The organism is Sphaerisporangium viridialbum (assembly GCF_049674955.1).
Classification (GTDB): Bacteria; Actinomycetota; Actinomycetes; order Streptosporangiales; family Streptosporangiaceae; genus Sphaerisporangium; species Sphaerisporangium viridialbum.
Window position 1 is genome coordinate 3,784,481 of the sequence record NZ_CP187232.1, and the last position, 20,273, is coordinate 3,804,753.

At 71.1% G+C, this 20,273-nt stretch carries 18 protein-coding genes and 1 pseudogene; 6 read left to right on the forward strand and 13 right to left on the reverse strand.

What is annotated here, in order from left to right; genetic code table 11:
* Positions 1-11 precede the first annotated feature (11 nt).
* From pgl to tkt, 6 genes are all read right to left on the reverse strand, one after another.
* Positions 12-785: a 6-phosphogluconolactonase gene (gene pgl, locus ACOZ38_RS16635; protein WP_405147778.1), complete on the reverse strand. Its 774-nt coding sequence runs from the start codon at positions 783-785 to the stop codon at positions 12-14.
* 115 nt (positions 786-900) lie between these two features.
* The gene (locus ACOZ38_RS16640; protein WP_424537029.1) at positions 901-1,797 is read right to left on the reverse strand and encodes a glucose-6-phosphate dehydrogenase assembly protein OpcA; all 897 of its coding nucleotides are present in this window, start codon (positions 1,795-1,797) and stop codon (positions 901-903) included.
* Between the two features lie 11 nt (positions 1,798-1,808).
* Entirely contained in the window at positions 1,809-3,332 is a 1,524-nt protein-coding gene (gene zwf / locus ACOZ38_RS16645; RefSeq protein ID WP_424537030.1) for a glucose-6-phosphate dehydrogenase, read from the reverse strand.
* Between the two features lie 215 nt (positions 3,333-3,547).
* Entirely contained in the window at positions 3,548-5,176 is a 1,629-nt protein-coding gene (locus ACOZ38_RS16650; protein ID WP_424531640.1) for a glucose-6-phosphate isomerase, read from the reverse strand.
* Positions 5,177-5,324: 148 nt separating this feature from the next.
* A complete protein-coding gene (gene tal / locus ACOZ38_RS16655; RefSeq protein WP_424531642.1) occupies positions 5,325-6,434 on the reverse strand; it encodes a transaldolase in 1,110 nt (369 codons plus the stop codon).
* An 11-nt stretch (positions 6,435-6,445) separates the two neighbouring features.
* Complete coding sequence (gene tkt, locus ACOZ38_RS16660) at positions 6,446-8,479, reverse strand: transketolase (RefSeq protein WP_424537031.1); 2,034 nt, start codon at positions 8,477-8,479, stop codon at positions 6,446-6,448.
* Positions 8,480-8,972: 493 nt separating this feature from the next.
* Between tkt and ACOZ38_RS16665 the strand changes: the two genes are divergently transcribed.
* From ACOZ38_RS16665 to ACOZ38_RS16675, 3 genes are all read left to right on the forward strand, one after another.
* Positions 8,973-9,908: a heme o synthase gene (locus tag ACOZ38_RS16665; protein WP_405147783.1), complete on the forward strand. Its 936-nt coding sequence runs from the start codon at positions 8,973-8,975 to the stop codon at positions 9,906-9,908.
* A 123-nt stretch (positions 9,909-10,031) separates the two neighbouring features.
* Complete coding sequence (locus tag ACOZ38_RS16670) at positions 10,032-10,379, forward strand: hypothetical protein (RefSeq protein WP_424531644.1); 348 nt, start codon at positions 10,032-10,034, stop codon at positions 10,377-10,379.
* Positions 10,380-10,556: 177 nt separating this feature from the next.
* Positions 10,557-11,036 (forward strand): hypothetical protein, encoded by a 480-nt coding sequence (locus ACOZ38_RS16675; RefSeq protein ID WP_424531646.1) that lies wholly within the window; start codon positions 10,557-10,559, stop codon positions 11,034-11,036.
* 65 nt (positions 11,037-11,101) lie between these two features.
* Here the strand turns inward: ACOZ38_RS16675 and ACOZ38_RS16680 are convergent, their stop codons facing one another.
* Both ACOZ38_RS16680 and ACOZ38_RS16685 read right to left on the reverse strand, forming a co-directional pair.
* Entirely contained in the window at positions 11,102-12,535 is a 1,434-nt protein-coding gene (locus ACOZ38_RS16680) for an NAD(P)/FAD-dependent oxidoreductase (RefSeq protein ID WP_424531648.1), read from the reverse strand.
* Positions 12,536-12,671: 136 nt separating this feature from the next.
* On the reverse strand, positions 12,672-13,253 hold the full coding sequence (locus tag ACOZ38_RS16685) for a helix-turn-helix domain-containing protein (RefSeq protein WP_424531650.1): 582 nt from the start codon (positions 13,251-13,253) through the stop codon (positions 12,672-12,674).
* 473 nt (positions 13,254-13,726) lie between these two features.
* Here ACOZ38_RS16685 and ACOZ38_RS16690 point away from each other — a divergent pair, with 473 nt between their 5' ends.
* On the forward strand, positions 13,727-14,560 hold the full coding sequence (locus tag ACOZ38_RS16690) for a PHP domain-containing protein (protein ID WP_424531652.1): 834 nt from the start codon (positions 13,727-13,729) through the stop codon (positions 14,558-14,560).
* An 89-nt stretch (positions 14,561-14,649) separates the two neighbouring features.
* Here ACOZ38_RS16690 and ACOZ38_RS16695 read toward each other — a convergent pair whose 3' ends face one another.
* A complete protein-coding gene (locus ACOZ38_RS16695) occupies positions 14,650-15,645 on the reverse strand; it encodes a glucosyl-3-phosphoglycerate synthase (RefSeq protein ID WP_424531653.1) in 996 nt (331 codons plus the stop codon).
* A 103-nt stretch (positions 15,646-15,748) separates the two neighbouring features.
* Between ACOZ38_RS16695 and ACOZ38_RS16700 the strand changes: the two are divergent.
* Positions 15,749-15,844 (forward strand): annotated as a pseudogene (locus tag ACOZ38_RS16700) (hypothetical protein); the annotation flags it as partial.
* Positions 15,845-15,886: 42 nt separating this feature from the next.
* Here the strand turns inward: ACOZ38_RS16700 and ACOZ38_RS16705 are convergent.
* Genes ACOZ38_RS16705 through ACOZ38_RS16715 form a run of 3 tightly spaced genes read right to left on the reverse strand, consistent with a single transcriptional unit; the run spans position 15,887 to position 18,428 of the window.
* Positions 15,887-17,272 carry an amylo-alpha-1,6-glucosidase gene (locus tag ACOZ38_RS16705; RefSeq protein WP_424531654.1) on the reverse strand — a complete coding sequence of 462 codons (1,386 nt, stop codon included), beginning with the start codon at positions 17,270-17,272 and terminating at the stop codon, positions 15,887-15,889.
* Entirely contained in the window at positions 17,269-17,469 is a 201-nt protein-coding gene (locus ACOZ38_RS16710; protein ID WP_424531655.1) for a hypothetical protein, read from the reverse strand. Before ACOZ38_RS16710 ends, ACOZ38_RS16705 begins: the two co-directional genes overlap by 4 nt.
* On the reverse strand, positions 17,466-18,428 hold the full coding sequence (locus ACOZ38_RS16715; protein ID WP_424531657.1) for a zinc-dependent alcohol dehydrogenase: 963 nt from the start codon (positions 18,426-18,428) through the stop codon (positions 17,466-17,468). The genes ACOZ38_RS16710 and ACOZ38_RS16715 overlap by 4 nt, the downstream gene beginning before the upstream one ends.
* Before the next feature lie 189 nt (positions 18,429-18,617).
* On the opposite strand from ACOZ38_RS16715, the gene ACOZ38_RS16720 reads away from it, so the two are divergent.
* On the forward strand, positions 18,618-19,505 hold the full coding sequence (locus ACOZ38_RS16720) for a sugar phosphate isomerase/epimerase family protein (RefSeq protein WP_424531659.1): 888 nt from the start codon (positions 18,618-18,620) through the stop codon (positions 19,503-19,505).
* A gap of 34 nt (positions 19,506-19,539) precedes the next feature.
* On the opposite strand, the gene ACOZ38_RS16725 is transcribed toward ACOZ38_RS16720, so the two are convergent.
* Positions 19,540-20,073 (reverse strand): N-acetyltransferase family protein, encoded by a 534-nt coding sequence (locus ACOZ38_RS16725; protein ID WP_424531661.1) that lies wholly within the window; start codon positions 20,071-20,073, stop codon positions 19,540-19,542.
* Positions 20,074-20,273: the final 200 nt, after the last annotated feature.

Sequence of the window (20,273 nt, forward strand, 5' to 3'; positions counted from 1 at the left end):
AGCCCGGCGGATCAGGGGGACGCGGGGCGGCCGAGGCCGGGAGGGATCTTGGAGGCGGCGGCGCGGTCGAGCAGGAACAGCGTGCGCGCCCGTCCCCGGGCCCCGGCGGCGGGCACCTGCATCGGCCCGGACTCCTGGAGGGCCAGGTGCACGGCCTTCGCCTTCTCCTCGCCCGCCGCGATCACCCACACCTCGCGCGCCGCCCTGATCGTGGGCAGCGTCATCGAGATGCGGGTGGGCGGCGGCTTCGGGGCCCCGTGCACGGCAACGACCGGCCGCTCGTCGTACAGGGCGGGCATCCCGGGGAACAGCGAGGCCACGTGACCGTCCGGGCCGAGGCCGAGCATGAGGATGTCGAAGGACGGTACGGGCCCGTGGTCCTCGGGACGTGAGGCCCTGCGCAGTTCGGCGGTGTAGCGGTCGGCGGACTCCTCGGCGGTCACACCCGCGTCCGGCCCGAGCATGGGATGCACCCGGTCGGGGTCCACGTCGACGTGGTCGAGCAGCGCGCCGCGGGCGCCGGTCTCGTTGCGCTCGGGGTCGCCGGTGGGCAGGAAGCGCTCGTCACCCCACCAGATGTCCAGGCGCGGCCACTCGACCGCGTCGCGGGCCGGGGTGGCGGCCACCTCGGCCAGCGTGGCGATGCCCATGCCGCCGCCGGTCAGCACCAGGTGCGCCGACCCCTTGGCCGCCTGGGCGTCGGCCAGCCCGGTGATCAGGCGCGCGGCGACGGCCTTGGCCAGCACGTCGGCGTCCCGGTGGATGAGAACCGAGGGAACACTCACGAGAGGAACCGTCCTTCTATCACGGAGGTGCCCGACACCCGCCCACATACCGAAATTTCTGGAAGTGGGGGAGTGCCGGGCCACCAGGGTCAGGCTGTCAGTACGGGGGGGCGGTTCAGGAGAGGTCGTAGGCGGCGACGCCCCTGATCGTCTCCTCGTACACCTCGTCGGGGTCGAGTCGCCGCAGCTCCTCGGCCAGCAGGTCGGAGGTGGGCCGGCGGGCCAGGGCGACCTGCCGGTCGGGCTGCCCCGGCCGTACGAGCGTGGCGGTGCGGGAGTCGTGCCGCTCGACCACCACCTCGCCCTCGTCGAGGCGCAGGCGCACCTTGGTCAGGCCGGGCCCGCTGGACTCGGTCACCCTGATCGGGGCGTCGAGCTTCTGCGAGAGCCACACGGCGAGCAGGGCGGCGCTCGGGTGGTCGGGCTCGGCCTCGACGTAGCCGTCCAGGATCTTCCCGACCGGCTGGTCGAAGGCCGCGGCGAGCAGGCTGCGCCACGGGGTGATCCTGGTCCACGCGAGGTCGGTGTCGCCCGGCGTGTAACCGCCGATGCGGCTCTTGATCGCCGCCACCGAGTCGGCGGCCGAGCGGGCGTCGGTGACGCGGCGCTGGCCGAAGGCGCCCACCGGGTCCTTCGCCGGGGCCTCGGGAGCGTCGCCCGGCCACCACACCACCACCGGGATGTCGGGCAGCAGCAGCGGCGAGAGCACCGAGTCGGCGTGCTCCCTCAGCTCCCCGTACAGGCGGAGCAGGACGACCTCGCCGGTCGTCAGCTCGCCGACGCGGATCTCGGCGTCGAGCCGTGTCGCCTCGTCGCGCTCCCTCGGGATGACCGCGAGGATGCGCGATGGGTGCTCGCGGGAGGCCTCGGAGGCCGCGCGCACCGCGTCGTACTGGTGGCTCTCGTCGCACACCACCACCAGCGTCAGCACCATGCCGACCGCCGGCGCCCCCACCTGGTGCCTCAGCCGCGTGAGCTGGGAGGAGATGTCGGAGGCCGTGGTCGACCCCATGAGAAAACTGGTCACAACATCCTCCAGGTGCGGCCGTCGCGGGCCATCAGCTCGTCGGCCGACTTCGGGCCGCCGGTGCCGGCGGGGTACCCCTCGGGGTGCTCGTCGCTCTTGGCCCAGAAGTCCTCGATCGGGTCGATGACCATCCACGACAGCTCGACCTCGCGCTGGTGCGGGAACAGCGGCGGGTCGCCGATGAGCACGTCCAGCAGCAGCCGCTCGTAGGCCTCGGGGGAGGACTCGAGGAACGCCTCGCCGTAGGCGAAGTCCATGTTGACGTCCCGGACCTCCATCGCCGTTCCCGGCACCTTCGAGCCGAACCGCACGGTGATCCCCTCATCCGGCTGGATGCGGATGACCAGGGCGTTCTGCCCCAGGATCTCGGTGTCGGTCTTGCTGAACGGCAGGTGCGGCGCCCGCTGGAACACCACGGCCACCTCGGTCATCCGCCGGCCGAGCCGCTTGCCCGTGCGCAGGTAGAACGGCACGCCCGCCCAGCGCCGGTTGGCGATCTCCAGCTTGATGGCGGCGTAGGTCTCGGTCTTGGAGTCCGGCGGGACTCCCTCCTCCTCCAGGAAGCCCTCGACCGGCACGCCGCCCTGCCAGCCCGCGGTGTACTGGCCGCGGGCGGTGGCGAGGCCGAGGTCCTCCGGCAGGGTGAGGGCCTCCAGGACCTTCTCCTTCTCCCTGCGCAGCGCGGCCGCGCCGAAGGCCGTGGGGTCCTCCATCGCGACGAGCGCGAGGAGCTGGAGCAGGTGGTTCTGGATGACGTCACGCGCCGCGCCGATGCCGTCGTAGTAACCGGCCCGGCCGCCGACGCCGATGTCCTCGGCCATCGTGATCTGCACGTGGTCGACGTAGCCGCGGTTCCAGATCGGCTCGAACAGCGTGTTGGCGAACCGCAGCGCCAGGATGTTCTGGACGGTCTCCTTGCCCAGGTAGTGGTCGATGCGGAAGACCGAGTCGGGCTTGAAGGCCGAGTCGACGATGCGGTTGAGCTCACGGGCGCTCTTGAGGTCGTGCCCGAACGGCTTCTCGATCACCACGCGGCGCCACGAGCCCGCGGGCGGCTTGGTGAGCCCGGTGCGCTTGAGCTGCTCGACGATGACCGGGAAGGCCTTCGGCGGCGTCGAGAGGTAGAAGGCGTAGTTGCCGCCGGTGCCGCGGGTCTCGTCGATCTCCTTGAGCGCCATGACGAGCGCGTCGAAGGCGCCGTCGTCGTCGAAGGAGCCGGGGACGAAGTGGAGCCCCTCGCAGATCTGCTTCCAGACCTCCTCCCGGAAGGGAGTGCGGGCGTGCTCCTTGACGGCGTCGTGGGTGATCTTCGCGAAGTCCTGGTGGGCCCAGTCGCGCCTGGCGAACCCCACCAGCGAGAAACCGGGAGGCAGGAGCCCGCGGTTGCCCAGATCGTAGATCGCGGGCAGGAGCTTGCGCCTGGCCAGGTCGCCGGTCACGCCGAAGATGACCAGCACGCACGGCCCGGCCACCCTTGGCAGCCGCTTGTCGCGGGGGTCGCGCAGCGGATTCGCCTCCATCACCTCGATCGTGGTCGCGGTGCTCGCCGCCGCCTGGGCGGCGGCGAGCGAGTCGTCGGGGGAGACCTTGCCGGGCTCCCCGTCGCGCACCGCGAGCTCGACCTCGTGCGCTGACGGCGCGGGCACCTCGCCCGACTGGACGGGCGTGCCCGCCATGTCGGTGGGCACCGCCGGCTCGTGCTCGCCGGCCGAGCCCTGCTGCTCGCTGTCGTTCATCAAACCTCCCGTGCGGCGGAGAGCAGGTGCCTGACACCGGCTTCGCGATCGGTCAGGTGCAGGCGTACGGTCCGGCGCCCGCGCTTGCTCAGCGCGTCCAGGTCGCCGAGCGCCTGGGCGAGCTCCAGCCTTCCCAGGGTGTACGGCTTGCCGGGCACCTCTAGATCGTTCTCCACCGCGCCCGTGATCTGCAGGAACACGCCGTTCTGCGGGCCGCCCTTGTGGTACTGCCCGGTCGAGTGCAGGTAGCGGGGCCCCCACCCGAACGTGACCGGCCGGTCGGTCCTGATCGACAGCAGCACCTGGAGGCTGGCCGGGTCGTGTGCGGCCCAGATGTCGGTGATCGCCTCGAAGGAGGCGTCCGGGGGGACGGGGACGTCGAACGCGGCCTCGCGGTCGAGGAAGGAGAGGATCGCCAGGTAGCCGCGGTCGGGGATCTCCTCCAGCAGGGCGGTCAGCACGCCGGAGAGGTCCTTGACGTGCTCGGGCAGGTCGCCGTAGACCTCCACCGGGCCGTCGACCAGCGTCGGAGTGCCGGTCGGCAGCGGGCCGTCGCCGGCCTCCCGCAGGATGCGCGCGGTGTTCTCCTTGGACTCGGCCACGTTCGGCTGGTCGAAGGGGTTGATGCCGAGCAGCCGCCCGGCGATCGCCGTGGCGTACTCCCACACCAGGAGCTGCGCGCCCAGCGGCCCGTCGACCTGGATGGCGGCCTCGGTGTCGATGCCCGCGACGATCTCGTCCTCGGCGTCGGTGGGGTCGGCGCCGACGACGGGCAGGATGCCCTTGCCCTGCTTGCCGGTGGACTCGGCGACCAGCTGCTCGATCCAGTCGGGCAGCCCGTTGATCTGCGAGAGGCTGTCGTCCAGCACGAGCTTGTCGCGCCCCGCGCCGGCGGCGCCGAGCGCCGCGCCGAGCTCCAATCCGGGGTTGTCGTCGTTCTCGCCGAGCCGGGGGCGCACCTCGGCGGCCTGGTCGAGCAGCCGGGCGATGTCGGCCCCGGCCAGCGCGCTCGGCACCAGCCCGAACGCCGTGAGCGCGCTGTAGCGGCCTCCGACGGTCGGATCGGCCAGGATGACGGTGTACCCGGACTCGATCGCGATCTGCTCCAGCGGCGAGCCCGGGTCGGTGACCACGACGATGCGGTCGGCCGGGTCGATGCCGGCGTCGCGGAACGCCCGCTCGTAGATGCGGCGGTGGCTGTCGGTCTCGACCGTCGTGCCGCTCTTGCTGGAGACCACCACGATGGTCTGTGCGAGCCGGTCGGCGAGCGCCCGCCGCACCTGGCCGGGGTCGGTGGTGTCGAGGACGGTCAGCGGCACGTCGGAGGTGGCGCAGATGACCTCGGGGGCCAGCGAGGACCCGCCCATCCCCGCCAGCACGACGTGTTCGAGGTTCTCGGCGCGGGCGCGCTCGACCAGCTTGGCGATCTCGGGCAGCAGCTCTCGGGAGGTGATGGGGAGGTTCAGCCAGCCGAGGCGCAGCCTCGCCTCGGCCTCGGCCTCGGGCCCCCACAGGGTGGGGTCGCCGTTGGAGAGCGCCTGCGGCACGCCCTCCTCGACGAGTTTCCGTACGGCCTCGGAGGCCTCCGCGGCTACCGCCTCGTCACCGAACGTTACGGACATATCCATCCTTAAGGTTTTCTCCTCGCGAGGGCGGGCGGGCAGGCGCCTCCGCGCCGGGCATCGCGCGCGCCCGGATCGGCCGGCCTGCGTGAGCGCCCGGCCGGGCCGCCTGGGTGCCCGGCCGGTTTACCTGGGAACCGACGTCCGCCGACGTTCAGCCGGCCTTCTTCAGCTCGGTCTCGAGGGTTCCGAGCAGCTCGTTCCACGAGGCGACGAACTTCTCGACGCCCTCCTCCTCCAGCACCTTGACCACGTCGTCGTAGTCGATGCCGGCCTGCTTGAGCGCGGCCATGGTGTTCCAGGCCTGCTCGTAGTAGGGGCGGATGGTGTCGCCGTCGATGTTGCCATGGTCGGCGACCGCGTCGAGGGTCTTCTCCGGCATGGTGTTGACCGTGCCCGCGGTGACGAGCTGGTCGACGTACATGGTGTCGGGATAGTCCGGGTTCTTGACCCCGGTGGAGGCCCACAGCGGGCGCTGGGTGCGGGCCCCGGCGTCCTTGAGCGCCTGCCAGCGCGGGGTGTTCATGACCTCCTCGTACGCGGCGTACGCGAGGCGGGCGTTGGCGATCGCGGCCTTGCCCTTGAGCTCCAGCGCCTCGGGGGTGCCGATCTGGTCGAGCCGCTTGTCGATCTCGGTGTCGAAACGGCTGACGAAGAACGAGGCCACGGACTCGATCTTGGAAAGGTCGAGGCCGTTGGCCCGCGCGCGCTCCAGGCCAGAAAGCCAGGCGTCCATGACCGCGCGGTAGCGCTCCAGCGAGAAGATCAGCGTGACGTTGACGCTGATGCCCTCGGTGAGCGCCTGCGTGATCGCGGGCAGCCCGTCGAGGGTCGCCGGGATCTTGATGAACACGTTGGGCCGGTCGACCAGCCACCACAGCGCCCTGGCCTCGGCGATGGTCTTCTCGGCGCTGTCGTTGGCCAGGCGCGGGTCGACCTCGATGGACACCCGGCCGTCGACGCCGCCGGTGGCGTCGAAGACGGGGCGCAGCACGTCGGCGGCCCAGCGGATGTCGAAGGTCGTGATCGCCCTGACCGCCTCGCCGACGTCCACGCCGCGGGCCGACAGATCGCGCAACTGCGCGTCGTAGGCGTCGCCCTTGGCCAGGGCGGAGGCGAAGATCGTGGGGTTGGAGGTGACGCCCACGACGTACTTGTCGCGGATCAGGGATTCGAGGTTGCCGGTGCGCAGGCGCTCGCGGCTGATGTCGTCGAGCCAGATCGACACGCCGTGGTCGGTCAGGCGCTTCAGGTTTTCGCTCATGACTAGGTCCCCTAGTTTCCGGTCGTCTGGCCCTTGTCGGCCCCGGCCTTGGCGAGGCTGCCCTTGGCCGCGGCGGCCACACGCTCGGCGGTCAGGCCGAACTGCTCGTACAGCGTCTTGTACGGTGCCGAGGCGCCGAAGTGCTCAAGGCTCACGACCTCGCCCTCCTCACCTACGAACTGCAGCCAGCCCAGGGCGATTCCCGCTTCCACGGCCACGCGGGCGCGGACCGCAGGAGGCAGGACCGACTGCTTGTAGGCGTCGTCCTGGGCGTTGAACCACTCGACGCACGGCATGGAGACCACGCGGGCCGGGATGCCCTCGTCCTCCAGCAGCTTGCGCGCCCCGACGGCGAGCTCGACCTCGCTGCCGGTGCCGATGAGGATCACCGCCGGCCGGCCATTGGAGGCCTCCTCCAGGATGTAGGCGCCCTTGGCGACCTTGTCGAAGTCGGCCGTGCCCTCGTACACCGGGAGGTTCTGCCGGGTCAGCGCGAGCGCCGCCGGGCGGTCGGTGTGCTCCAGGACGGTCTTCCACGCGGCCGAGGTCTCGTTGGCGTCGGCGGGGCGCACGACGTCGAGGCCGGGGATCGCGCGCAGCGCCCAGAGGTGCTCGACCGGCTGGTGCGTCGGGCCGTCCTCGCCGAGGCCGATGGAGTCGTGCGTCCACACGTAGGTGACCGGCAGGCCCATCAGGGCCGCCAGGCGGACGGCGGGGCGCATGTAGTCGCTGAAGACCAGGAACGTGCCGCCGTACGGGCGGGTGCCGTCGTGCAGGGCGATGCCGTTCAGGATCGAGCCCATGCCGTGCTCGCGGATGCCGAAGTGCAGCGTGCGGCCGTAGCGGTTGCCCGGGAAGGCCTTGGTCTGGTGCTCCTCGGGGATGAAGGACGGCTCGCCCTCCATCGTGGTGTTGTTCGACTCGGCCAGGTCGGCCGAGCCGCCCCACAGCTCCGGCAGCACCGGCGCCAGCGCGTTCAGCACCTCGCCCGAGGCCTTGCGGGTGGCGATCGACTTGCCGGCCTCGAAGGTCGGCAGGGCCTCGTCCCAGCCGGCGGGGAGCTTGCGCGCGCTCATGCGGTCGAACAGCGCGACCCGGTCGGGGTTGGCGGCACGCCACTCCTCGAACCGCTCGTTCCACTCGGCGTGCAGGGCCCGCCCGCGCTCGGCCACCCCACGGGCGTGCTTGAGGATCTCCTCGGGCACGTCGAAGCTCTTGGACGGGTCGAGGCCGAGGACCTCCTTGGTGGCGGCCACCTCGTCGGCGCCCAGGGCGGAGCCGTGGATCTTGCCGGTGTTCTGCTTGTTCGGCGCGGGCCAGCCGATGATCGTGCGCAGCTTGATCAGCGTGGGCCGCTCGGTCTCCTCGACGGCGGCGCGGTAGGCCTCGTAGAGCTTCCCGACGTTCTCGACGTACTCGCCGGTCTCGGTCCAGTCGACGCTGATCACGTGCCAGCCGTACGCCTCGTACCGCTTGGCGACGTCCTCCGACAGCGCGATGGCAGTGTCGTCCTCGATGGAGATGTGGTTGGAGTCGTAGATGACGTTGAGGTTGCCGAGCTTCTGGTGGCCCGCGATGGCGCTCACCTCGTGGCTGACGCCCTCTTCGATGTCGCCGTCGGAGGCGATGGCCCAGATCTGGTGGTCGAACGGGCTGGCGCCCTGCTCGGGGTCGGGGTCGAACAGGCCCCGCTCGCGCCGCTGGGCCATGGCCATGCCGACGGCGTTGCCGAGGCCCTGGCCGAGCGGGCCGGTGGTGGTCTCGACGCCGATCGTGTGGCCGTGCTCGGGGTGACCCGGGGTGAGGCTGCCCCACTGGCGCAGCGACTCGAGATCGTGGAGGGTGAGGCCGTACCCGGACAGGTAGAGCTGGATGTAGAGGGTGAGGCTGGAGTGCCCGGCGGACAGCACGAAACGGTCACGGCCGGTCCAGGCCGGATCGGAGGGGTCGTGTCGCAGGACCCGCTGGAATAGCAGGTACGCGGCGGGCGCCAGGCTCATCGCGGTGCCGGGATGGCCCGAGCCCGCCTTCTCCACCGCGTCCATCGCGAGGGCGCGTATGACGTCGACCGTGCGCCGATCGAGGTCGCTCCACTCAAGGTCTGGCACCAGTTCGCTGCTCAACTGCTCGATCTCCTATTGGTTAATGGCGCCGGCTCGGCTCGCCCGCTCGTCCGGTCTGGTAGTGCTCCCCACACCGGACCTTAACGGGTCGATCCCCTCACCGTAGATGCATGGTGCGTCTAATAGGTGACCGGGGAAAGAGGCGCCCGCGTCGTTAGAACCCTGCCCCCCGCGAGCCGTCTGGAACGCGATCCATTCCACGGACCGCGACCCATCTCACAGGGTGCCGGATGGGGCGTTCACCAGGGCTGATCGACACCCGATCCGGGGGATCCGATCACGCGGCATTCGCCCCCGATGCCGGGACCGGCGACCCCCCGCACTACAGTGAGTCCTCAGCGTTGGCTCATGCCCGCAATCACGGATCCGCTCTAATCAGAGGTTACGCGTTGACCCCGCACCCGCTGGAAGCGCCTTGACGGTGCTGACGACCAAGCAACCGACGGTCCCGCTCGCAGGCGAGCGCCGATCGCCGCTCGCCACCGTGCGGGCGTACGTCGCGCTGACCAAGCCGCGGATCATCGAGCTGCTCCTGATCACGACCCTCCCGGTCATGTTCCTGGCCGCGCGCGGCCTGCCGCCCCTGTGGACGGCGGTCGCCACCCTGGTCTTCGGCACACTGTCGGCGGGCAGCGCCAACGCGCTCAACTGCTACATCGACCGGGACATCGACGCCACCATGCGGCGCACCCGCCGCAGGCCGCTGGCCATGGCCGAGGTCTCGCCGAGGAACGCGCTGATCTTCGGCATCGTGCTGGGGATCCTGTCCACCCTCGGCCTCGGCCTCACCGTGAACTGGGTGGCCGCGGGCCTCTCGCTGGCCGCGATCCTGTTCTACGTCTTCGTCTACTCGATGCTGCTGAAGCGCCGCACCTCGCAGAACGTCGTCTGGGGCGGCATCGCGGGCTGCATGCCGGTGCTCATCGGCTGGGCGGGCATCACCGGGCGGGTCGACTGGGCGCCCCTGGTGCTGTTCGGCGTGGTCTTCTTCTGGACGCCTCCGCACACCTGGACCCTCGCCATGCGCTACCGCGAGGACTACGCCGCCGCCAAGGTCCCCATGCTGCCGGTGGTCGCCGGCGAGCGCCGGGTCGTCCAGGAGAGCATCGCCTACACCTGGGCGACCGTGATCTGCTCCCTGCTGCTCTGGCCGGTGGCCGGCACCACGCCGTTCTACGCGATCGTGGCCGCCGCCCTCGGGGTCATGTGCCTGTGGGAGGTCTACCGCCTGCTGGGCCGCCTCAACGCCGGCAAGACGGGCGTCGCCCTGCGTCCCATGCGCTTCTTCCACTGGTCCAACGCCTACCTGGCCCTGCTCTTCCTCGCCGTGGCGGTCGACTCCCTGCTCTGAGGACGCCGCCTTTCCGGTCTGACCGGGTAGAGGTCTCCGGGAGGGCCGCACGCGCCCCGGCGGGCACATCGCCGGGGGCCGCGCGGCGGGCACGGTGCACCGGGGGGCGCGACGGCCATGGCGATGAGTCTGAACCTGAAGGCGTATCAGCACGCCAGAAGGCTGGTCAAGGAGCGGAGGATCGTCCTCGACCAGCGAGCCGACCGGGACGTGCACCGGCCCTCGCCCGAGCAGGAGAACCAGTTCATCGCCGAGCACGGGTTCGGCGAGTACTCCCTGTGGTTCCTCGGCGTCGACGACGAGCACGGGGAGAACACCAAGACGCGGTTCGGGTTCCCGTACGGCGATCTCGAAAAGCTGCACAAGTGCGCCGTCCTGTCGGCCGAGATCCGGGCCGCGCAGTACGACCACGAGGACATCGAGAACGCCGCCGCCCACCTCCACGGCATGCTGACCGCACTGGAGGAGTGACCCGGCCCCCTCCGGATCACGGTCCCGCGGTCGTCCGCGTGAAGCGGTACGCGAGGCGCTCATCCCCGCGCGTCCGTACATATCTGACTATTTCGGTCATCCGATGCCGACGCCTGCGGCAGAATGATCAACGATCACGTCGCCCGGCAGGAGGGCGACGGCTGATAAGGGGATGACATGCGCTTAACCACCAAGACGATCCTCCTGGCCGCGGCACTGTCGATGGGGGCGGTCGTCGCCAGCCCGGGTTCCGCGTCCGCCTCCGTCCGTTCCCCCGAAGGGGTGTGCGGCTCCGGCTTCGCGCGGGTGGCCGACAGCAAGCGCGTCGTCAAGACCTCCTCCGGGGACGTGTTCGGGTACGTCTACCTGCTGTTCAACCGCAAGACCGGCTACAACTGCGTCACCACGATCAAGACGTCGTACGTGGGCACCGCGACGTACACCGAGGCCACGCTCATCACGCAGACCCGGCGGGTACGGGACGAGCCCGTCCGCACGAACAAGAAGACCGACGGGCGCAAGTACAAGTACTACGCGGGTCCGGTGAAGCTCTACGCCAAGGGCCTGTGCGTCAAGTACAGCGGCACGATCTGGGACACCCGCCGCGACGCGGCGATCGCCACGGGCGGCCGCGCCTCCTGGGGCAACTGCGGCTGAGCCCGCCCCGGCACGAAGGACCCCGTCGCCCCCGCCCGCTCATGAGCGGGCGGGGGCGACGCGCGTCAGCGGCCGGAGATGAGGTTGGCCAGGCGGGCGTAGGCGGAGGTGCGGCCCATCTGGGCGGTCTCGTGGCGGTCGGCGGCGCGGAACAGCGCGTAGATCGCCTGCACGCCGATCCAGCGCAGCGGCTCGGGCTCCCACTGGCGCACCTGGCGGCCGACCCACGGCAGGGCGGTGAGCTCGGTCTCCTGCCGCAGTACGAGATCGCGGAGCGTGCGGCCTGCCAGGTTGGTGGTGGTGACCCCGCTCCCGACGTACCCGCCGGCCCAGCCGAGGCCGGTGGTGTGGTCCAGGTGGACGGTCGAGCACCAGTCCCGCGGGACACCGAGCACGCCGCACCACGAGTGCTGGATCCTGGCCCCGGCGGTGGCGGGGAGCAGCGAGGTCATGATCTTCCGCAGCGCGGCCACCGTCTGCGGCTGGGTGGCGCCGCGCACGTCGGTGCGCGAGCCGAAGCGGTACGGCACGCCGCGCCCGCCGATGGCGATGCGGCCGTCGGCGGTCCGCTGCGCGTAGCAGTACGCGTGCGCCTCGTCCCCGAGCAGCTCGTAGTCCCGCCAGCCGATCCGCTCCCACACCTCGTCGGGAAGCGGCTCGGTGACGATCATCGAGCTGTTCATGGGCAGCCACTGGCGGTGCTGGCCCCGGATGCTCGCGGTGAAGCCCTCGGTGGCGCGGATGACGTACTCGGCGGTGACCGTGCCCCGGTCGGTGACGGCCGCCGCCTTGCCCTCGGCGGTCCTCGGGCGGATCTCGGTGACCGTGGTGTCCTCGAAGAGGTCGACCCCGAGGCCGGTGACGACGCGGGCGAGGCCGACCGCGAGCTTGGCGGGCTGGATGCGGGCGCAGTGCGGGCTGTAGGTGGCGGAGATCGTCCCGGCGACGCGGATGCGGTCCTCCCGCTCTTCGCGGGTGAGCAGCCGCATGTCGTGCTCCGCGAAGCCCCACGTGCGCAGGTCGGCCAGCTCGGCGTGCAGGCGGCGGTTCTGCGCGGGGTTGGTGGCGACGTGGAGCAGGCCGCCCTTGTGGATGTCGGCGTCGATGCCCTCGGCCGCCGCTACCTCGATCACCTCGTCCACGGCGGTGAACATGGCGTGCTGAAGATCGATCATCGCCTGGCGGCCCCGTGCCGCCGCGTGCCGCTCGCGTGACCCGGCGAACTCGGCCGACAGCCAGCCGCCGTTGCGCCCGGAGGCCCCGAACCCGGCGAACTCCCGCTCCAGGATCGCGATCCGCAGGTCGGGCTGGGCCTTCTTGAGGTAGTACGCGGTCCACATGCCGGTGTAGCCACCGCCCACGATCGCCACGTCGTACTCGCGCGACCCCGGCAGGGCGGCACGGCGTTCCGGAACGCCGATCTGCCGGTACCAGAACGACACCCCGCCGTTGGCGAAGTCGTCCGTCAGGGGGGTGCCGTTCAATCCGTTGCCGCTCATATCAACTCCATGACCAAGGTGCTGTGGTTGCCGACGACCTCATCGCGCATGGCCATGGGGAACCGCCTTCACATCAGAATCGTCGGGGGGAAGTACTGAGTCGCCGACGCGCTCGTTCTCGTACCGGGTAGCCGGGCTACGAGGGGGTCGGCGGGCCGATCATCCAGAGCACCTCGAGCGGATCCGCGCCCTCGTTGACGACGCGGTGCGGGGTCGAGGTCCGGTACTCGATGCTGTCCCCGGGGCCCAGCTCGTAGGAGACCGCCGACTCCGGCGGGCCGATCCACAGGACGGCCCGGCCTCGCAGCACCAGGAGGATCTCCTGGGAGTCGCCGTGGGTGTAGGACTCGTCTCCGGTGGAGGCCCCTGGGTCGAACTCGCCGCTGTAGATCTCCAGGTTCTGGAGGGGGCGCTGCGAGATCAGGTACTTGCGGGTGCCCGGCCCGGTGGGTAATTCGGGCCGGTCGGAGCGGCGGACGAGCCGGTGCCCGACGACCTCGCCCTCGCTGAACAGGTCGGCCACCGTGAGGCCGAGCGCGCCGGCGATCCGCCGCAGCATCCCGATGCTCGCGCTGGTGTGCCCGCGTTCGAGCTGGCTGATGAAACCGGCGCTGGCGCCCGCCTGGCCGGCGAGGTCGCGCAGCGTCATCTGGCGCATGGCGCGGTACGCCCTGATGCGTGCGCCGAGGCGCACGGTGTCCGCCTCAGGGGCGCCCACAGCCACGTTCTGAGCTGCGGGCTCAAGCGGCATCGAACATCCCGATCTTTGCGACCAAACATTTTGTTTGATCACTGTACAGAGGTGCGATCGCCCCCTCAAGCCCCCTCTCCATAACAAACCAGCCACAACGGGACAAATCGCCCACGGCACTCAGCGCAGCTCGCCCTCCAGGAGGCTCATGAGGATCTTGTCGTGCCATCGCCCGTCGCGCAGCATGCGTCCCTCCTCGACTGCCAGCGCCACAGCGTCTCGGCGTCGGACGGTTCCAGTGCGCGCAGCCGTACGCGATCTCCAATGAGCACGCGCGATTTCCTACCAGAAAGCGACCGGGCGTGAAAACCGCCCGATAGGCCGGCGTGGCCCCCGAAGTGGCGCGCTTCCGGGAAATGGGCGCACAATCGGCGGGTCGCGGGAAGATCGGCCTTCATGATCTCGCCCGAATCCTGCCCCTCGAAAGCAAGGCGGTGCCGATGACGCTTCCGGCGGACGACCACGTGCACAGCGAATGGTCGTGGGACGCGCTGGCCGGCTCCATGGAGCGGACCTGCGAGCGGGCCGTCGAGATCGGGCTGCCGTCCGTGGCCTTCACCGAGCACGCCGACTTCACCCCGTGGACCCTGCGGGAGGACACCCCGATACCCGACGCCTGGCAGGTGCTGGTGAGCGACCAGGTGCTCACCGCTCCCGAGATCGACCTCGACGGCTACCAGGAGTCCCTGCGGCGGTGCCGCGACCGCTTCAAGGGCCTGCGCATCCTGTCGGGCGTCGAGCTGAGCGAACCCCATCGCCACGGCCCCCGGGCCGGCGAACTGCTCGCCCGGGGGCGGTTCGACCGCGTGCTCGGCTCGGTGCATTCCCTGTCGATCGAGGGCGGGTTCGCCGAGATCGCCGACCTCTACCCGGTTCGGGCGGCCGCCGCGGTCGTGCGCGCCTATCTGGCCGAGGCCGGGCGCATGGTCGAGGAGTTCGGCGACTTCGAGGTGCTCGCCCACATCGACTACCCGGTCCGCTACTGGCCTGCCGGTGCCGGGCCCTTCGACCCCGCCGCGTTCGAGGACGACTACCGCGCGGTCCTGCGGGCCCTCGCGCGTTCCGGCAGGGCCCTGGAGGTCAACACCCGGGTGCCCCTGCACCCCCAGATCGTGCGCTGGTGGTTCCAGGAGGGCGGTCCGGCGATCACCTTCGCCAGCGACGCGCACGACCCCTTCTCGCTGGCCCATGGCTTCGCGGAGGCGACCGCGATGGCCGGCTCCTGCGGATTCCGCCCGGGGGCCCACCCGGACGACTTCTGGACCCGACGCTGACCGCCGGCCTGCCGGCCGTAGAACCTCACGACGGGCCATGGCCGGTCGGGCGTGCCGTCATGGCCGGTCGGGCGGCCAGGGCCGGACCTTCACGCGACGTCCTCCTTGACCGGGGTGGCGATCACGGTGGCCAGCGGCGGGCGTTCTGCGACGCTGACGTCGCTGAGGGTCGCGTTCCCGTCGGGGTCGAACTGGAGCAGGCTCGTGGCGGGCGCCTCGGAGGCGACGATGCGGCCCTGCCGTTCGAGGCGCGACCAGGCGGTCAGCATGATCTGCCCGGCCATGCGGCCGAGGGCGGCCGTCGACTGGTGGCCGTGCTCACGGCGGCCGAGGTCCACCTGGGCCATCGCGTCGAGCCCGACGCGCTCAAGGAGGTCGACGAGGAGGCCGAACTCCACGCCGTACTCGGTGACGAAGGGCACCTGTTCGAGGACCTCCCGCCGCGCGGCGTACTCGCCGCCGAGCGGCTGCACGAACCCGGCGAGCTCGGGCCAGTACAGGTTGAGCATCGGTCTCGCGACGAGCTCGGTGACCCGGCCACCCGCGCCGCGCTGCACCACCCCGTCCGGCCCGGTCAGGGGACGCTCGTAGGCGCCCTTCACGAAGGCGATCTCCGGCCGGGTCAGCAGCGGGCCGAGCAGCCCGGAGATGAAGTGCGAGCCGAAGTTGCGCAGGTCGGAGTCCGCGAACACCACGATGTCGCCGGTCGAGGCCGCCAGCCCCTTCCACAACGCCTCTCCCTTGCCCGACAGCGGCGGCAGGCCGGGCAGCACGTCGTCCTGGCGCACCACCCGCGCGCCGGAGGCCGCGGCACGGGCGGCGGTGCCGTCGGTGGACCGCGAGTCGACCACGAGGATCTCGTCCACGAGCGGGACCGCCTCGACCAGGTCGCGGCGGACGGCCGAGACGATCGCGCCGACCGTCCGCTCCTCGTCACGCGCCGGCATCACCACGCTGACCGTGGTCGCCCCCTTGGCCCGCAGGAGCAGGTCCAGCGGCCAGTCGGCCGCGGAGCTGGTGTACGGGCGCGACCATTCGCTCACGGGAGTCGGCACCCGCGGCGATCGACCAGAAAGATCTTGCATTCAGCCTGCCCCGTTCTCATGTCATGACGGCGGCAAACTGCTCCAGGTGGAGCGACCCGAACGTCATTGTCTGGCGAGCCCCAGGAGAGGCGTATGCCGCTTCGTGACTTCCATAACCCGTATCGGCATTATCGGTGCCGGAAATTTCGCCGCACGCCACGCAGAAGTACTCTCATGTTTCTCCGATGTAACAATTACCGGGGTCGCTGACACGGATTCACGCAAGGCCGAGGCCCTCGCCTCACAGTACGGTGCCCGGGCACATGGTCGACATGTGGGACCCCGGGGCCCTCGACGGCGCCTGCTCGCCGCGCGACGCCGCCACGCCCTCCGGGCGGTGCTGCGAGAGGACGTCGACGATCAGCGCGGCCGACCAGCTGAAGTCGTCGCAGCCGTGCCCTTCGAGGGTGAAGGGGTCGAAGTACTCGCGCATTCCCGCGTGCGCCACCGTCCGCACCATGCCGCTCGCGAGCAGCGCCGCGAGGTCGGGCCTGCGGTGCCGCAGGCCCCGCCAGACCAGCCAGGTGAGGTTGATCCAGCTCGGCCCGCGCCAGTAGCGGGCCGGGTCGAATTCCGGCGCGCCGGGCGCGAGGCTGGGCAGGATCCCCCGCTCCAGGCCGAATCGGTCCAGCGCGGTGGCGATCAGCGCGCCCGCCACCTCTGCGGGCAGGCCGGGAAGGATCAGCGGGGTCAGCCCGGCGGCGCTTCCCGAGCGGAGCAGGCGGCCGGTGAGCGCGTCGCGGGCGTGGAACAGGCCGTCGTCGTAGAGGTGCTCGACCATCGCGGCCGTGATCCTCGCCGCCTCGCGGCGATGCGGGCCCGGGTCCAGGCCGCAGGCCGTCGCGATCTTCGCCAGGGCCGCCTCGGCCGAGCCGTACGCGGCGTTGAACAGCGGGTCCTGCACGGCGAACGCGCCCAGGCCCCGGTAGCCCTGGTCCCGGTAGGCGCGGGCCAGCGTGGTGTAGCGCTCGTAGTCGTGGTCGGTGGGCCGCTCGTCGGCGCTGACGTGCGTGAGGTCGCGCCGCTCGACGGCGACGGGATCGGTGACCACGGCGGCCAGCGGGGCGTCCCAGGCCGGGCTGTTGTCCATGCCCGACTCCCACGGGTGCACGATCGACATCAGCCCTTCGGGGGAGCGGCGCGCGGTGCGCAGGAACTCCTGCTGGGCGACCAGGCGCGGGTAGATCCTGCGCAGGAAGGCCGGGTCGGGGTCGGCCAGGTGCACCAGCCAGGCGGCCGGCGCGTGTACCGGCGGCTGCACGATGCCCGAGGTGGCGGCGCCGCAGGGGGCGCGCACGTCCCAGAAGGCGGGGCCGGGGAAGTACGAGTCCTCTGGCACGTCCGGGTTGAACACGATGTGCGGCACCCGTCCGTCCCGCCACTGGGCCCCGAACAGGGTCAGCAGCTCGGACCTGGCCCGCCGCGGCGACCAGCGCGCGTTGCCGATCGTGATGAAGGCGGAGTCCCAGCTCCACTGGTGGGGGTAGAGCCTGCGAGACGGGACCGTGTGGTCGCCGTCCCAGTTCGCGACCAGCACCTGGACGGCCCGGCGCATGATCGCGCGACCGTCCCCGCCGGGTTCGCGCGGCGTTGCGGCGGCGCTCCGGCCGGCCTCGCGCGCGATCACCGGAACTTCTCCACGCAGACCGTCGGCATGACCACGCCGTCGGAGAGCGCCCGCCTGAGCTCCGGCAGGTGGCCGGCGAAGTGCAGATCGCCCTTGCCACGCAGCTCGATGGCGTCGAACCCCGCCTCCGTCGCGAAGGCGAACTTCTCCTGAAGCGTGCGCCCCGGCACGAGCTGCTCCTGTACGGCGAGCTTCACCGCCGCTCTCCCTCCGTGAACTCGAAGACCAGCTGCAGGACCTCGGCGGGATGCCGGTCGAGCAGCTCGAACGCCTCCGCCGCGTTCTCCACGCTCATCACGTGGCTGACCAGCAGGCTCGTGTCGATCTGACCCGCCAGCGCGAGCTCCATGAAGGTGCGCTGGAGCCGCTCGACGTCCCAGCGGTGGGAGAGCCAGGAGGCCGTCCCGCCGATCTGGGAGGACACTATCTGTACCTGGCCGTGGTGGAACGCCTCTCCGAGCAGCGGCCCGGCGCCCTCACCCTCGTAGAAGCCCGCGGCGACCACCCTGCCGCCCCTGCGCACGCTCCTGATCGCCTCGTGAAGGGCCTGCCGGCTGCCGCTCAGCTCGATGGCGGTGTCGGCGCCCTCCACCCGCTCGCGCAGGAACTCCGCGCACGAGCCGGACAGGACGTCGAACGCCTCGGCCGCGCCGAACCGCCTGGCGAGCCGGAGACGGGCCTGGATGGCGTCGGCCGCGACCACCCTGGCGCCGCTGAGCACCGCGAGGCGGGTGGCGAGGAGCCCGATCACGCCCTGGCCGAAGACGGCCACCTGGTCGCCGAGATGCACGTCGGCGGCGTGGACGGCGTTGAGGGCCATGGCGCCGACCCGGGCGAACACGCCGGTCAGCGGGTGGACGCCCGGCGGCAGCACGTGCCCGGCGAGCCGCTCGGCGGGCAGCACCGCCTCGGCGCGATGGCCCCACGCGCCCCAGACGAGGCTGCCGATGGGCGGGCCGGCGACGTCGGGCGCCGCCTCGACCACCTCGCCGACCTCCTGGTAGCCCCAGCCCGACAGGGGATAGAAGTGGGTCCGGCCCTCGGTGAACGGGCGGCGCTCGCCGTCCCATCTCCGGTCCAGGTGCGGGTTGGTCCCTCGGTAGGCGGTGAGCTCCGTGCCCGCGGAGACGCCCGAGTAGACCGTGCGAACGCGCACGCATCCCGGCGTGAGCTCGCCAGGCGGCTCCAGGGTGACACTTACGACACCCGGCCCTTTAATCGTGATGACCCGCATGTTCCCACTTATGCTTTTTAGTCAAACAAAAGTCGCAGACTTAGGACATCTTTCCCTAGGATAGTCACGACGAAAACCCGCTAAAGTCCAGGACCTGTGCGGAGGGATTTAATGGAACTGGGGTTCCTTACGGCATGCCTTCCGGAATCCGACCTTTCGGATATCGCGCACTGGGCCGCCGGCCACGGCTTCGGCGCCCTGGAGGTCGCCGGGTGGCCCGCGCCGGACCGTCGCGATCACATCAAAGTCGATCGGTTCGACAGAGCCGAGTCCAGCCGGGTCAGGACGATCTTCGAGGAGACCGGGCTCACCCTCTCCTCGATCGCCTACTACGACAACAACCTGCACCCCACCCGCAGGGCCGAGGTCAACGACCACGTGCGCAGGTGCGTCGACGCCGCCGCCGAGCTGGGCTGCCCCACCGTGGGCACGTTCGTCGGCCGCGATCCCGGGCTTCCCGTGGCCGACAACCTCAAGCTCGCCGAGGACGTCTTCGGCCCGCTGGTCGAGCACGCCCGGGGGCAGGGCGTGACGATCGTGATCGAGAACTGTGTGATGAAGAGCTGGCATCCCGACGGCTATCCGGGCAACCTGGCGTACTCGCCGGAGCTGTGGGAGTGGATGTTCACGCTCGGCCTGAAGCTCAACTACGACCCCTCGCATCTGGTCACGCTTGGCATCGACCCTGTCGCGGCCGTCGTGCCGTACATTTCCGACATCGCCCACGTGCAGGCCAAGGACACGCAGATCCTGCCCGGCAAGATCGACCGCTACGGTTTCTACGGGCCGGTCAACGGCGCCAAGGGGTGGTACCGCTTCCGGGTGCCCGGGCTCGGCCAGGTCGACTGGGCCCGCCTGGTCGACGTGCTCTACGAGGGCGGCTACGACGGGGTGATATCGGTCGAGCACGAAGACCCCGTCTGGAGCGGGGACACCGCCCGGGTGCGGGCCGGCCTCGGCATCGCCCACCGCACGTTGCGCGACCTCATCGTGGGGTGAGGGCCGCTCATCCCCGCCGTCACCGTGTGGACCCTCACTCCTCCACGGCGGGCCGGGGGACGTCGCGGTGGTAGCGGAGCTCGGGGACGGCGACCCCGGCGACCTCCCACAGCGATCGGGAGCCCTCGGGCACGTAACCGGCGGAGCCGTAGAAGCGACGGGCCCGCAGGTTGTCCTCCAGGACCCACAGCAGGAGCCGCTCGTACGAGCGTTCACGGGCCGCCCGCAGCGCCGCGGCGGCGAGGGCCCGCCCGGCGCCCGTGCCGATGCGGTCGGGGCGCACGTAGAAGGCGTAGACCTCGCCGTCGCCCGGGCCGGCGTCGTCGTCGCGGCACGGGCCCATGGCCAGCCAGCCCACCACGGTGCCGGAGTCCTCGGCGACGAGGTCGAGCGTGTCACCGCCCGCACGGGCGAACCTCTTCCTGCGGCCCCGGGCGTCCTGCTCGGCCGACAGCCCGTCGAGGTAGGCCTGCGGCAGGATGCCCGCGTAGGCGGTTCTCCACCCGGCGACGCGCACCGAGGACACGGTCTCGATGTCCTGCTCGCGCATCTCACGAACCTCGTGCATGAGGCGCGGCCCCTTCTTTCACGTGCGTATCGGCAGGCCATCCTATCTGGACGGCCCGCACCCGCCGGGTCGGAAGTCGCGGGGTTCCAGCGGGTTGAGAGGTGTGGCAGTGTTGTTCCGGGGGAAGATCTGTATGCCCGATAGGCGGCCGGTGGGGTGGTGCGGTGATCACGGGGCGCAAGCCGTACGGGTCTGGTGGG